The 13822-nt window shown below is 72.7% G+C and carries 11 protein-coding genes; 6 read left to right on the forward strand and 5 right to left on the reverse strand.

Annotation, left to right across the window (positions count from 1 at the left end; translation table 11 throughout):
* Positions 1 to 17: 17 nt before the first annotated feature.
* The gene (locus AB0K51_RS19750) at positions 18 to 872 is read right to left on the reverse strand and encodes a hypothetical protein (protein ID WP_363456863.1); all 855 of its coding nucleotides are present in this window, start codon (positions 870 to 872) and stop codon (positions 18 to 20) included.
* A gap of 245 nt (positions 873 to 1117) precedes the next feature.
* On the opposite strand from AB0K51_RS19750, the gene rpe reads away from it, so the two are divergent.
* The 3 genes from rpe (at position 1118) to AB0K51_RS19765 (ending at position 4028) form a co-directional block, all read left to right on the forward strand.
* On the forward strand, positions 1118 to 1801 hold the full coding sequence (gene rpe, locus AB0K51_RS19755) for a ribulose-phosphate 3-epimerase (RefSeq protein WP_363456866.1): 684 nt from the start codon (positions 1118 to 1120) through the stop codon (positions 1799 to 1801).
* 227 nt (positions 1802 to 2028) lie between these two features.
* On the forward strand, positions 2029 to 2925 hold the full coding sequence (locus AB0K51_RS19760) for an alpha/beta hydrolase-fold protein (RefSeq protein WP_363456869.1): 897 nt from the start codon (positions 2029 to 2031) through the stop codon (positions 2923 to 2925).
* 143 nt (positions 2926 to 3068) lie between these two features.
* Positions 3069 to 4028 carry a pirin family protein gene (locus AB0K51_RS19765; RefSeq protein WP_363456870.1) on the forward strand — a complete coding sequence of 320 codons (960 nt, stop codon included), beginning with the start codon at positions 3069 to 3071 and terminating at the stop codon, positions 4026 to 4028.
* Between the two features lie 21 nt (positions 4029 to 4049).
* Here the strand turns inward: AB0K51_RS19765 and AB0K51_RS19770 are convergent, their stop codons facing one another.
* On the reverse strand, positions 4050 to 6686 hold the full coding sequence (locus AB0K51_RS19770) for a tetratricopeptide repeat protein (protein WP_363456872.1): 2637 nt from the start codon (positions 6684 to 6686) through the stop codon (positions 4050 to 4052).
* Between the two features lie 335 nt (positions 6687 to 7021).
* Here AB0K51_RS19770 and AB0K51_RS19775 point away from each other — a divergent pair, with 335 nt between their 5' ends.
* Positions 7022 to 7801 (forward strand): NPP1 family protein, encoded by a 780-nt coding sequence (locus tag AB0K51_RS19775; RefSeq protein ID WP_363456874.1) that lies wholly within the window; start codon positions 7022 to 7024, stop codon positions 7799 to 7801.
* 21 nt (positions 7802 to 7822) lie between these two features.
* Positions 7823 to 8425, forward strand: coding sequence for a hypothetical protein (locus AB0K51_RS19780; RefSeq protein WP_363456877.1), 603 nt, complete (start codon positions 7823 to 7825; stop codon positions 8423 to 8425).
* 47 nt (positions 8426 to 8472) lie between these two features.
* Here AB0K51_RS19780 and AB0K51_RS19785 read toward each other — a convergent pair whose 3' ends face one another.
* From AB0K51_RS19785 to AB0K51_RS19795, 3 genes are all read right to left on the reverse strand, one after another.
* Positions 8473 to 10167, reverse strand: coding sequence for an FAD-dependent oxidoreductase (locus AB0K51_RS19785; protein ID WP_363456880.1), 1695 nt, complete (start codon positions 10165 to 10167; stop codon positions 8473 to 8475).
* Between the two features lie 116 nt (positions 10168 to 10283).
* Entirely contained in the window at positions 10284 to 11714 is a 1431-nt protein-coding gene (locus tag AB0K51_RS19790) for an APC family permease (protein ID WP_363457007.1), read from the reverse strand.
* 326 nt (positions 11715 to 12040) lie between these two features.
* Positions 12041 to 13135, reverse strand: coding sequence for a hypothetical protein (locus AB0K51_RS19795; RefSeq protein WP_363456883.1), 1095 nt, complete (start codon positions 13133 to 13135; stop codon positions 12041 to 12043).
* 439 nt (positions 13136 to 13574) lie between these two features.
* Between AB0K51_RS19795 and AB0K51_RS19800 the strand changes: the two genes are divergently transcribed.
* The gene (locus AB0K51_RS19800) at positions 13575 to 13820 is read left to right on the forward strand and encodes an amphi-Trp domain-containing protein (RefSeq protein ID WP_363456886.1); all 246 of its coding nucleotides are present in this window, start codon (positions 13575 to 13577) and stop codon (positions 13818 to 13820) included.
* Positions 13821 to 13822: the final 2 nt, after the last annotated feature.

Consider the following 13822-nt stretch of genomic DNA (forward strand, 5'->3'; position numbering starts at 1 on the left):
GGTGGGGTGACGGGGTGTCAGGACGCGGTGGGCAGGCCGATCGGGGTGGTGGGCGGGAGGTCGGCGCGGCAGGCGGCGGCGATCGGGCGCAGGGCGGCGGCCAGGTCGTCGAGTTCGGCGCGGTGGAAGTCGCTCCAGACCCGGGCGGCGGCCAGGTCGGTGGCGGCTTCCAGGGCCTGGTGGCGGGTGCGGCCCTCGGGGGTGAGGGCGCCGTCGGGGGCGAGCCACCGGCGGTCGACCAGGCGGGCGGTGGCGGCGTCCCACTGCTCGTCGGTCCAGCCGCGGTGCGGCTGCAGGGTGTCCCGCCGGGTGTCGAGGGCGCAGCGGACCACCAGCGCCTCGCAGCCGTCCAGGCCCTCGGCGACCAGGGCCGCGACGTGGCCGTCGCCGCGGTGCTCGCGCAGCACGGTGGTGGCCTGCCAGAGCCGGGCGAGGCGACCCTCCGGCCGGGGGAGCGCGGCGTTGGCGGCGGCCAGCACCCGGCCCGCACAGTCCAGTCCGGCGACCGCTCGCTCCAGCAACTCGACCGAGTGGTCGACGAGTTCGGGCTGGACGTCGGCGAGCACCCGGTCGAGCGCGGCGACCGCCCCGGTCACCCGGGCGTGCAGCGCCTGCTCCGGCGTGGCCCGGGACCACAGCTCCGGCAGCGCCCGTTCCACCATCGCCGGCGCGAAGTTGAAGAACGCCGCGACCACCGGCGTCGCGTCCACCGCGCCCAGCGGCGCGGACCGGCCGCCGAAGTAGCCGCGCCAGTACCCGCGCAGCCCCGCGGCCTCGTACGCGGCGCGGCTCTCCGGCGAGAAGTAGGTGAGCGCGTGGACGGGCTCGAACAGCCACCACAGCGCACGCGCGGGGTGCACCGGCTCGGTCATCGGGGTGCCTTTCGACGAGGGTGGACGAACGGTCAGGCGTACCGGAGCCTGCCAGAGCGCCGCGCGCCGCGGAAGATCGCCCGGGCGGGGGCCGGGCCCGCAGCGCGGGGGCGGCGGACCGGGGCGGCCGGGGTCCGGGCGGTGGCGGACCGGGGCGGCCGGGGTCCGGGCGGTGGCGGGGGCAGGGGATGATGGAGCGAGCGGCCACCCCGGCCACCCGCACCGAGTCGTGAAGGTACCCTCCCATGGCGCAGATCAGCCCCAGCATCCTGTCCGCCGACTTCGCCCGCCTGGCCGCGGAGGCCGAGGCGGTCCGCGGAGCGGACTGGCTGCACGTGGACGTGATGGACAACCACTTCGTGCCGAACCTCACGCTGGGCGTCCCGATCGTCGAGTCGCTGGCCCGCGCCACCGACATCCCGCTCGACTGCCACCTGATGATCGAACAGCCCGACCGCTGGGCGCCGCAGTACGTCGAGGCCGGGGCCGGCTCGGTCACCTTCCACGTGGAGGCCGCCGCCGCACCGGTCCGCCTCGCCCGGGAGATCCGCGCCAAGGGCGCCCGCGCCTCGATGGCACTGCGCCCCGCCACCCCGATCGAGCCGTACGAGGACCTGCTGCCCGAGCTGGACATGCTGCTGATCATGACGGTGGAGCCCGGCTTCGGCGGCCAGGCCTTCCTCGACATCATGCTCCCGAAGATCCGCCGCACCCGGCAGCTCATCGACAAGCACGGCCTCGAGCTGTGGCTGCAGGTCGACGGCGGCGTCTCCACCGCGACCATCGAGGCCTGCGCGGAGGCCGGCGCCGACGTCTTCGTGGCCGGCTCGGCGGTGTACGGCGCGGCCGACCCCGCGGAGGCGGTGCGGGCGCTGCGGGCGCAGGCCGACGCCGCGACCGCCTCGGCCGGCTGGGCCTGTCGCCACTGAGGCTGCCGCCGGTGAGGTTGTCGCTGTTGAGGTTGTCGCTGTTGAGGCTGCCGCCGGTGAGGTTGTCGCTGTTGAGTCGTGGCCGCTGCCGCTGCCGCGGCGTGCTGGTGCCGGTTCCGGAAACCGCTTGCACGCGGTGCGCGTCCCCCCCTGCGGTAGGGGCCGGCGCGGCAGGCGTCGGCACGGTCGGTCGGTCGCGGGGCGGGGTGCGGGTGCGGGAGCAGACGGTGGTTGACGGCGCGTCGGACGTGGTGGCGCCGAGGGTCGGGCACGGCAGCGGGCGGCGGCGTTTCCTCGGGGCGCTCGCCCTCGCCGCGCTCGGTACGGGGGCGGTCGGCGGTGCGATGGTCGAGGACGTGCTGCCCGGCGGTGTCCGGGTGCGCCGCGCCCTCGGCCTGACCGGCGACGACGGCACGGTGCCCGACGTCCGGCCCGGCCCGGTGCGGACCGAGACCCGGCACTCCGCCGCTCGCGGACGCGACGTCCGACTGGTCGTCATCGATCCGCCCGGCGGCGGGGGTTCCGCACTCCCGGTCTGCCTGGCGCTGCACGGGCGAGGCAGCAGCGCGGAGGGGTTCCTCGGCCTCGGGCTGCCGCAGTTCCTGGCCGCCGCCGTCGCCGCGGGCGTCCCCCCGTTCCGGGTGGTCGCCGTCGACGGCGGTGACGCCACCTACTGGCACCCGCGCGGCGGCGACGACCCGATGCGCCTGCTCACCACCGAACTCCCCGGCTGGATAGCCGAGTTCGGCTTGCCCGCACCGTCCCGGGCGCTCGGCATCTCGATGGGCGGCTCCGGCGCCCTGCAGTACGCCCGGGCCCGGGGCGGCCTCGCCGCCACCGCGCTGCTCAGCCCCGCGCTGTTCCGCAGCTGGCCGGACGCCCGCACCGTCGACGCCTACCAGGACGAAGCCGACTGGCGGGCCCACGAGCCGCTCCAGCACCTCGACGCGCTCCCCGGAGCCGGCCGCACCGCTGTCTGGTGCGGCACCGAGGACCCGTTCTGCCCGGCCGCCCGCGAGCTGGCCGGCCACGTCGCCGAGACCCACTTCCCGCGCGGCGAGCACACCGACGGCTTCTGGCGGCGGGTGCTGCCCGCCGCGCTGGAGCTGGTCGGCCGGGCCTGAGCCGAGACCGCCCTGACGGCCCGTCGCGACTGAGGCGCTCGCGGGCGACCGTTGCCGACGGCCCGCCTCTCGCCGATCGCCCGCCTTTCGCCGACGGCCCGTCGCAACCGCTGCCGACGCATCGTCAGGTCGATACTGGCGGCATGAGCAACCTCGATCGGAAGCCCTCGCCGAGCGTCTGCGGCAACCAGGCCGCCACCGGACCGGTGAAGGACCTGCTGACCGGGCGCACCGTCCCGCTCGGCGAGTCCACCGTGGTGCGCCGGCTGCTGCCCAACCTCGGTCGGCGGATGGTCGGCGCCTGGTGCTTCGTCGACCACTACGGGCCCGACGACATCGCACAGGAGCCCGGGATGCAGGTCCCGCCGCATCCGCACATGGGGCTGCAGACCGTCAGCTGGCTGCACCAGGGCACCGTGCTGCACCGCGACAGCCTCGGCAGCGTGCAGACCGTCCGCCCGTACGAACTCGGGCTGATGACCTCGGGGCGGGCGATCTCGCACTCCGAGGAGTCGCCCCGGGAGCACGCCCGCTACCTGCACGGCGCCCAGCTGTGGGTCGCCCTGCCCGACGCCCACCGGCACACCCCGCCCGCCTTCGAGCACCACGCCGAACTCCCGGTGGTCAGCGCCGGCGGGCTCGACGCCCGCCTGATTCTCGGTACCCTCGACGGCGCCACCTCCCCCGGCACCACCCACACCGCCCTGACCGGCGCCGACCTCACCCTTCGCGAGGGCGCCGCCCACCGCCTCCCGATCGACCCCGGCTTCGAGTACGCCGTCCTCGCCATGACCGGCACCGTCGACGTCGACGGCGTCCCCGTCGAACCCGGCTCCCTGCTCTACCTCGGCTGCGGCCGCCGCGAACTCCCCCTCCTCGCCCGCACCGACGCCGCCGTCCTCCTCCTCGGCGGCGAACCCTTCGAGGAACAGATCGTCATGTGGTGGAACTTCATCGGCCGCACCGCCGAGGAGATCACCCAGGCCCGGGACGACTGGCAGGCCGGCACCCGCTTCGGCGAAGTCCACGGCTACGACGGCACCCGCCTGCCCGCTCCCGAACTGCCGAGCGTCCCCCTGAAGGCCAGGGGAAGGGCACGCTGACGTGATTTGTGCGGCAGCCGTTCAGTCGCTGGGGCCCTGCTGGGGAGCGGGGCCGACCTGGGACAACGGCGTGCCGGCCCTGCGGAGTTCGCGGAGGTGCTGCAGATTCGCTGCTGTCCATGCGGTCTGCGGATGGCTCTCTCCGAGCGCCCGGATCCGCAGCTCCAGGACCGTTGCCAGTTCAAGCTCGGCCGAGTTGAGGTCCCGGTGTTCCCAGGCAAGCAGGGCGAGTTCTGTGCGGGTGATCAGCGTGTACGGGTGTCCCTCGCCGAGTATCTCGATCCTGGCTGCGAGCACCTCACGGAACCCGGCCTCGGCCTCCTCCCACCGCCCGAGCCTGCGGGCCACCACGGCGAGGCTGTGGCGTGTGGCCAGCGTGTCGGGGTGGCGTTCTCCGAGTACCTGGCAGCGTGCGCGGTGGACGATCCGGTACTCAGCCTCCGCATGGGACAGGTCCCCGCGCTCGCGGGCCATCCTGGCCAGGCTGTAGCGGGAGACGAGGGTGTCAGGGTGGTGCTCGCCGAGGAGCCGGGCCCGGATTTGCCACACCGCGTGATGTTCCTGCTCGGCCTCGTCCAGCCGGCCGAGCTCGCGCAGCACCATGGCCCAGGTGTGGCGGACGGCGAGTCCGCTGGCGTCGTCCTCTCCGAGGAGCCGGCGCAGTTCGTCCGCTACGGTCCTGAGCTCGGCCTCGGCCTCTTCCGCCCGGCCCTGCTTACGTGCCACGCGGGCCAGGCTGTACCGGGCGTCCAGGGTGGCCAGATTGTGCTCTCCGAAGACGTCACGCCGCGCCAGGTAGACGTCCTGGATGCGGTTCTCGGCCTCCGAGTAGAGGCCCCGTAGGTCCAGGTACCGCGCGACCAGTAGAGCCGCAGCGCCCGCGCTCACGATGCCCTCGTCATCGTCCACTGCTTCGATGGCCAGCCGGTGGGCATCGAACACGTGTGGCGCCAGCGCCTGCAACTGCGGCCAGGAAGCGGGGTCCTCGACTTGGTGGCGCAGGGCCTCGACGGCGCCGTTCAGCAGTAGGCCGGCCGCCGGCCGCGCCCATGGAGCCTCCTCGGTGCGCGCGGCGTCGCGCACCAGCGGATGGAGCCTCAGCATGGGCAGAGTGACTGACGCACCGTCGACTTCGATGAGGCTCAGGTCGGCGAGTGCCTTGAGGAGGCGCCAGAGGTGGGCGCCGTCAGAGACACCGAGCGGAGCCACGGCGGCGATCCTGTCCGGGTGGAGCACCGTCACGTACGGGAGAGGCGCGTTCGCAAAGGCGGAGAGCAGCCGGATCAGGGGGCGTGCCTCGGGTAGGCCGCGGCTGGCCAGTTGGTCGAGGGTCAGCATCGTTGCACTCCTGGTGACTCGGTTCGGGTCGGACCGATCGGGACCACCCTCCTCGACGGCCTGCAGGTAGGCCGCGAAGGTCAGCGCCGCGGTCGTGTCCGGCCACGGCTGCTCTGATACGTCGGCGAGGTAGCTGCCCGCAAGCCGGAGAGCGAGTGGCAGGCCGCCGAGGCGCGTGGCCAACGCCTCGGCATCCCGGAGCGCGCCCTTGTCGGAACCCGCATAGTCGATGAGGACCTGGGCGGCGGGCGACGGGGCTACCACCCCGTGCTCACCTGGATCAGAGGACGCCAGACTCCCGACGTGGTGCAGCCGGAAGCCCGGCCCCCACGCCTCGGCAGCTCCGGTCCGCGTGGTGATCAGGACGAGTCCGTTGCCTCGGTGCGGGCGGATCCAGCCGGTGCCGTCGCTCAGGCGACCGGTGTTGTCGAGGCGCCGGGGATCGTCCATCCCGTCCACGACAAGCAGCCACCGTCGGTCGTACCTTTCGAGGACCTGCCACAGCAGGTCCGCCCTGTCGCGAGTGCGGACCTCCTCTTCGGTGGCACCGGCCTGCCGGGCGACCGTGAGCAGTCCCGACGCCAGTGCGTCCTGGTCCGCGGGACCGATCCACCAGACCTGGATGCCGTTCGTGGAGGCGTGGTGCGCTGCCTCCAAGGCCAGGGTGGTCTTGCCCGACCCGCCCATGCCGTGGAGTACGTGGGCCCCGCTCGGTGAGGTGTCCGTGAGCAGGTCGGTCAGGGTTTCCAGGAGGGCTTCCCGGCCACGTGGGGGGTGGTTGGGGTTCCGTCGCGCCAAGGGCGGACTGAGGGTCATCGCGCCAGTTCGGACGTCGTTCTGGAAGTAGACGTTCAGCTGGTCCACCCGTCCGGCCGCCACTCCGGCATGCCCGATGGTGAACGCGGAACCGACCGTCGCGGCTGCGAGTCCACCGGGTTCGGCCGAGAAACTGGCGTGTCCGCCGAAGGCCGGCGAGTTATTGCCCAACGACGTGACAGCCGTGGCCGCGCCGGAGAGCCCGATCACCTCGCGCAGCAAGGCGACGGCCGACTCGCGGTCAGGACCATCGAGTTGGCGAAGCAGCGCCTCGAAGTGGGACCGCCACACCGTTGCAGCAGATTCCAGGCGGCCCGCCGCACCGTCCTCTCCGGCCGATAGACGGTCGAGTTCCGCAGACACCGCATCGACGTCCCGGGATCCGGACCGGCTGAAGACCCGTACGACCCGTTCCCGCACCGCGGCCCACGCCTCGGTTCCGGCGGCCTGTGCCACCGCTGTCCCACCCGCGGCAGCCAGCGCCGCCAGCGCTTCCGCCAGCATTCCCGCCCCCGTCAGCCGGCCGTTGTGGACCGCACCGGCCCCCGATCTCCCTACCCGAAATCCGCGCGCCGACGCGCGGCTCACTCCGGATTCCGTTCCTGGAACCAGGACGGACGGACCGTCAACACCGCGGTGCCGTCGAGTGTCGCGTGGCGGTGGGGCGAACAGGAGCGGAACGCTTCGGCACGCGGTGGTGACCGTCCTGGCGGGGCCTGCGGGGATGGGTCATCGGCCATTCTGGGGGGCTTACTTCACTTCTTGACGGAAGTGGTCGAGACCTTTAGGTTCACCGACGACCGGAGGACTGGCGGCTCGACGACCGAGAAGGATCCCCGATGCGTAGGAAGACCTCCCTCGGCCGGGCGCTGCTCGGCCTGGCCGGGGCGGCGGCCCTGGCGGCGGCCCTGGTGGTGGCCGTGCCGGCGAGTGCGCAGGCGAGTGTGTTGACGTTGTTGCCGCAGAACGCGCCGGGCCTCGACCAGAGCTTCTCGCCGGCCTACGACTACGACCGGGACGGGTGCTACGCCACGGCGGCGATCGGTGCGGACGGCACGCTCAACCCGGGCCTGAAGCTGGGCGGCGACGTCAACGGGCACTGCCACGACTACGCCCAGCTGGCCAACGCCAACACCTACTCGCGGTCGAAGTGCAACAACGGCTGGTGCGCCGTCATGTACGCCAGCTATTTCGAGAAGGACCAGGCCACGCTCGGTCCGCTCGCGATCGGGCACACCCACGACTGGGAGCACGTGGTGGTGTGGATCGCCGACAACCAGGTCCAGTACGTGGCGGTGTCCCAGCACAGCGGCTACCAGTTGGCGGGCCGTTCGGCGATCCGGTTCGACGGCACCCACCCGAAGGTCGTCTACCACAAGGACGGGGCGTCGACGCACTGCTTCCGGTTCGCCAACGCCAACGACGAACCGGCCGAGAACGCCACCGGCAACTGGTTCTACCCGCGCCTGGTCGGCTGGGACGGCTACCCCGCGGGCTACCGGGACCGCCTGATGAGCGCGGACTTCGGCGCGGCCACCATCAAGATCGACGACGGCGACTTCCAGTACGCGCTCGCCCACACCGAGCCCGCGGGCATCCCGTTCGACCCCAACGCCTGACCCGGCCTCTACAGTGACCGCATGGCCGCAGATCTGTGGTTCCCGAGCGACGACCCCGAGACCGAGTCCGAACTGGACGGGACCGAGCGGGACTTCGTGGCGGCGCTGCGCGAGCGGGCCGGAGGGTGGGCGGTCGCTCCGGCCGTCAGTTGGGTGGGGCGGCCCGAGGACGACTCCTCGTTGGTGGTGTGCGTGGGCGTCGGCGACCGCTCGCTCGGCTGGCCGCTGCGCGCCGGCCTGCACCTGACCGGTGCCACGGTCCGCGGGGACCGGCTGGTCCACCGGGACTTCTACTGGCTCGCGCAGCCGCCGACCTGGCTGGCGCTGAACGCCGCCGGCAGCCCGCAGGAGCTGGCCGCGCTCTCGGCGGACTGGTTCGAGCGCATCCTCCGGCTGCCCGTGGTCCGGCACGAGTGGTACCACGACGGCCGGCGCTACGCGTACCGGTGCCTGTTCGCGGACGACGGCGACGGCTGGTGCGACGGCTACCGGGACGACCTCGCCCCGCCGGGGCAGCCCGAGTACCTGAGCGCCGTCGGCGCACGGGACGCCGGGTACCGGATCCGGTCGGGGGCTCTCGGTTCCCCCGACCGGATCACCGTCCTGCGGATGCGGTCGGACTGACGCCTCGCCCGGAAGGGCGGGCGGATGACGTCCCGTCAGCAGCCCTGTCAGGAAAGGGCGGCGAGGACCTCGTTCGCCGCCCGGGCGCCCTCGACGGCTCCGCCGTTCATGTAGCCCTGGAAGTCGTACGAGGTGTGCTCGCCCGCGAAGTGCAGGTTGCCCTGCGCGGTGGCCTCGTAGCCGGCGTAGGTGGTCAGGTAGCCCACCGGCCAGTAGGAGTAGGCGCCGTAGGAGTACGGGTTGAGGTGCCAGGCGGACAGGGTGGCCCGGCCGTTCCAGGCGGCCTTGGTGCCCGGCCAGACGGCGTCGATCTGGCTGAGGTAGTCGTCGGCCAGGTTGCGCGTGTACGGGGTGGCGGCGGTGGTGAACGCGGACGGCGGCGTGAGGCCGCGGGCGAGGCTGCCGCCCCCGTACTGGACCAGGATGCCGCTGGTGCCGGCCTGGCCGCGGGTGACGTCCCAGGCCTGTTGGTAGGGCAGGTCGGCGAAGCACTCGCCGTTGGAGACGCCGGGCCAGGCGCCGGTGCCGGACCAGGAGTCGCGGCGGGTGAACTGCATGTTGAGCTTGGTGCAGGCGCCCATCCGCATGTTGGCCAGGACGCCCTGCATCCTGGTGTCGAGTCCGGCCCTGGACAGGTCGACGCGGGTCTGCAGGATCGGCAGCGGGACGGCCAGGACGGTGTGGTCGGCGACCACCGTCTTCGTGCCGCCGCCGTCCAGGGCGAAGGTGAGGGTCTGGCTGCCGTCGGCGTTCCTCACCACGGCCTGCAGGGTGTGGCCCAGCTGCACGGTGCCGGCCGGCAGGGCGGCGGCGACGGCCCGGGGCAGCTGGTCGTTGCCGCCGGTGATGTGCCAGCGCTCGTCGGAGCCGCCCCAGATGGAGAGGTTCCCGGGGCTGGACTGCCAGGAGATCATCACCAGCATCGCGTAGGAGGACTGCGCGGTGGTGTCGGCGCCGTACTCGACGGCGTAGGCGCAGTCGAGCAGCGCACCGAGGTCGCTGCCGAACCCGCCCGGTACCCGGGAGTTGATCCAGTCGCGGATCGACATCGCGTCGAGCGCGACCGAGGCGGCGTTGTGGCTGTTCCAGGTGGGCGCGGAACCGCCGTCCTGGATGTCCTTCTTGACGGCCTGCCAGATCTGCTTGAAGTCGGTGTCGACCTGGTCCTTGGGGTAGTAGTGGCCGTTGAAGTGGAAGACGCCCTCGGCGCCGGGCGGCAGGCCGGCTCCGACGTCGGTCAGGCCGAGGCCGAAACGCTGGCAGAGGTCCTTGATGGCGTGGTGGCCGGTGTCGACGAGTTCGCCGCCCCACTCCGAGACCTGGCCCTGGTTCCACAGGCCGGGACTGGACGGGCTGCCGCCGGAGTACATCCGGCCGCCGATCCGGGTCGGGTTCGCTTCGTAGACGGTGGCCGCGACGCCCTTGTCGGCGAGGGTGAGGGCCGCGTTCAGACCGGAGATGCCGGCGCCGACGACGGCGATCCGGGGAGCGCCGTCGATCTTCGGGACGGGGGTGGGGGCGGCGTGCGCCCGGCTGCCGCCGGCCAGTGCCGAGGCGCCGGTCAGGCCGACGCCGAGGGCGGCGGCCCGGCCCAGCAGAGTACGGCGGGAGACGCCGTCCGGCTCGGTGCGGGCCTCGTCGCGCAGGCCGCGGTACTCGCCGACGGGCATGGCGAGGCGGTCGGCGACGGCCTGGTCGGCGAGCAGGTTGCGGATCAGCCGGGCTTGGTGGGTGCGTGCCATGGGGGGCTGCCTTTCCGTTCTCGGTGGGGGTCGAGCGGTGAGCGGGGCGGTGCGGGCGGGGCCGGCTCGGAGCGCAGTGGGGGGGAGGGCTCTGAGCACGGCGGGGCGGGGGAGGCTCAGAGCACGGCGGGCGCGGGGGCTTCGCTCTCGCGCTCCTGCGCGTTCTCGACCACCAGACGGCCCATCACCTCGTACTTCGCCGGGTGCCTGGCCTTCATCCAGAGCGCGAGGGCGATGCCGCCGAGGAAGACCGCCGCGACGATCCACGGGATGAACCGGAAGAAGAGGATCTTCGAGGCCGCGCCGGCGGCGGTGTCCAGGTTCGTCACCAGCAGCACGATCGCGGCGAGCATCCCCAGGCCGCCGAGCAGCGGTGCGGTGAAGGTGCGGAACCAGTGCCGGGACTCGGGGTGGTTCTTGCGGAAGTAGGCGATCACCGCGAAGGAGCAGAGCGTCTGCACCACCAGCAGGGCGAGCGTGCCGAGGATCGCGGTGAGGGTGTAGAGGCTCACGTACGGGTCCTGGCCGGTCGCCCAGAACGCCACCACGATGGCCAGCGCGATGCCGGTCTGGGTGAAGGACGCGACGTACGGCGAGCCGTGCCGGGGGTGGGTGCGGCCGAGCGCGGGAACGAGGAAGCCCTCGCGGCCGATCGCGTACAGGTAGCGGGCGGCGCACTGGTGGAAGGCCATGCCGCAGGCGAAGGCGCTGGTCACCATCAGCCACTGGAAGGCGGTGACGGCCCAGGAGCCCAGGTACTGCTGGGCGGGGCCGAGGAAGAGGTCGAGCGGGTTCGAACCGCCCGCGATGTCCAGGGACTTGGCGGGACCGTTCCCGCTCAGCACCATCCAGGAGACGAAGGTGTAGAGCACGCCGAGCAGGACGACCGCGAGCAGCGTGGCGCGCGGGATGATCCGCTTCGGGTTGCGGGACTCCTCGCCGTACATCGCGGTCGACTCGAAGCCGATCCACGACCAGAAGCAGAAGAACAGGCCGACGCCCGCGTTGATCCCGGCGAACGCGCCGGTCGGGTTGAGCGAGGACACCTGCAGCCCGTCAGGGCCGCCGCCGTGCGCCAGCACCGCGCCGGCTAGCACGGTCAGCATCAGCACCTCGCCGACCAGGAAGACCGCGAGGATCTTCGACGCCACCTCCAGGTCGAAGTACGACAGGATCGCGGTGACCGCCAGCATCGCCAACGCGAACACCTGCCAGGGCAGGCTCACGCCGAACTGCGACTCGACGGCCTGGCGGGCGAAGTACGCGAAGATTCCCACGATCGAGGCCTCGAAGACCACGTACGCGAGCACCGCCAGCAGGCCCGAGGCCAGGCCGGCCACCCGGCCCAGGCCGTAGGAGACGTATCCGTAGAACGCCCCGGCGGTGGTGAGGTGCCGGGCCATCGCCACGTACCCGACGGTGAAGACGGTCAGCACCAGGGTGACGAAGAGGAAGCCGGCCGGCGCGTGGACGCCGTTGCCGCCGCCCACGATCACCGGGAGGTTGCCGGTCATCGCGGTGATCGGCGCGGCCGTCGCCAGGGCCATGAAGATCACGCCGGTCAGTCCGACGGAGTCGGCCTTGAGGCGTTGGACGGTCGGCGGGTCCTGGACGGCAGCGGACTCGTTGACGGCTGACACGGGCAACTCCCTTGGGACGGAGGGCGCGAGACGGCGCGGCGGGCGGCTTCGGCGGCCGCCGGCCCGCGGCCGCCGCGGAGTTGGCCCAGTGTGCGGTGCGTCACCTGTCCGGGGGGATGTGCAGCATGTAGCGGGGCTGGTTACCGAATTGACGACCTGTCATGCGAGGACGCGTCGGGGCGGGCCGACCGGCCCACCCCGACGCGTCCGCTCATCGCCGGGTCCTCACCCGATCAGGGGACGATCGGGTGCGAGATCTGGCAGCCGCCCGCGCCGCCGTTGTAGTCGTTCGACCAGGTTCCCTGCATCGCGAAGGAGCCGGTCGCCAGGGCCACGTTCTGCGCGCCGCCGACGCCGCCGGTGCCCTTCCAGGCGCACTTGTCGGCGTTCTCGTACCCGGTCGAGTCGGTCCAGCCGCCGGCCGGGTTCTGGTCGGTGATGGTCTCCGAGTACTCGTGGCCGTAGACGATCGTCACGCCGTCCAGCGTGCCGGCGCTGCCCGCGTTGACGTAGTTCTGGCCGCAGGAGGCGCCCATGTCGGTGACGTAGGGGTCGTTGGTGAAGGCGATGTCGCCGTACGCGGACGGGGCCGCGCCGCCCGACAGCGTGGTGTCGCCGTTCCAGTCGTGCCAGGCGCAGAACTGGCCGCCGGAGGTGTTGAACCCGTCCGGGTGGGTGCCGGTCGGGGAGAGCACGACGTACTGCGCGTCGCGGTTGGAGGCGGCGGTGGTGTTGCCGAAGTGGCCGGCCGCCTTGACCGCCTCGGTGGCCAGCTGGTTGCCGGTGGCCTGGCCGGGGGCGGCCACCGACTCGTCCACCCAGACACCGGCCAGCGCGCCGCCGGTCGGGTAGCCCACGTGGTCCGCGGACGCCGCGCAGGTGGTCGCGCCCTTGGCCGCGCCGTCGCAGTACTGCGTCATGACGCCGGACCAGGTCTCGCCGTTGGTGCCCAGGCCCTTGAACAGCTGCTGGGCCCGCACCGCGATGCCGGCCGGGTCGCCGGAGAGCGTGGTGTAGCCGTTCGCGTCGGTGCCCTGGCCGCCCCACTGGGAGCCCCAGAAGACCAGGTAGACCTTCGGCGCGCCGGTGGTCACACCGATGCCGTCGACGCCGCCGCCGAACTTCAGGTTCGCGGTCCGCTTGCCGGCCGCGGCGGTGCCCGCGCCCTTCGCCGGGACCGCGCCGTGGCGGTACGGGTGGCTGGGGCCGGCGAACTCGTCGACCGGCTGGTTCGCCGAGGCGGGGGCGGCGGCGAAGCCCGCGGCCGCGATCACCAGCGAGGTGAGGCCGGTCATGACCTTGACACTCGTCCGGCGGGTGGGGGACATGCCCATCGTGAGGGTTCCTCTCATGCCGGCCGCGGACCTGTGGGTCCGGTGCCGGCGTGTGGGGGCGAATGGGACCGAGTGGCCGAGTGGAGCGGCCACCGGCGGACGGCATGCCGAAGACCCGCTGCTGGCGGAGCGACCGACATGTGAGGGGCCGTCAGGCCCGCGGTTCGTGCGGCCTGCCGTCGAGTCGGCAGCACATCAGATCCGGCGAAACAGCGTCAACGAGTCGGACGGCAAAGGAATCGCCGGTGAATGCCGCGAACGTCAAAAACGCCCAGGCGGCCGCATGATCGATGCGCGTAGCGCGATTCGGCATCAACAGTTGAGGCGAGTTCGTGAACTGTATTCCGCGCCGCGGGGCGCCTCCGGTTGAGGGCTGGGGGACGCGGCCGAAGACTGGTGGCACCTGTTCCCCACCGGCCGGAGAGGCTCCCCCGTGAAAGACCTCGAGTTCACGCAGAAGCGCACACTGTCCCGCCCGCAGGCCGCCGACCAGCTGGAGGCGCTGGCCGCCGCGATCAGACGCGGCGGCCAGGCCGAGCTGGAGCTCGGGCCCGGAAAGCTGACCGTCCGCATCCCCGACGAACTCCGCGTCGAGATCGAGGTCGAGCTGGAGGGCGACGAGATCGAGCTGGAGGTCGAGATGTCGTGGCGGACCACAGCCGCGGACGCCGAGGACTGACC

It is taken from the genome of Kitasatospora sp. NPDC049285 (genome assembly GCF_040678815.1).
Lineage (GTDB): Bacteria > Actinomycetota > Actinomycetes > Streptomycetales > Streptomycetaceae > Kitasatospora.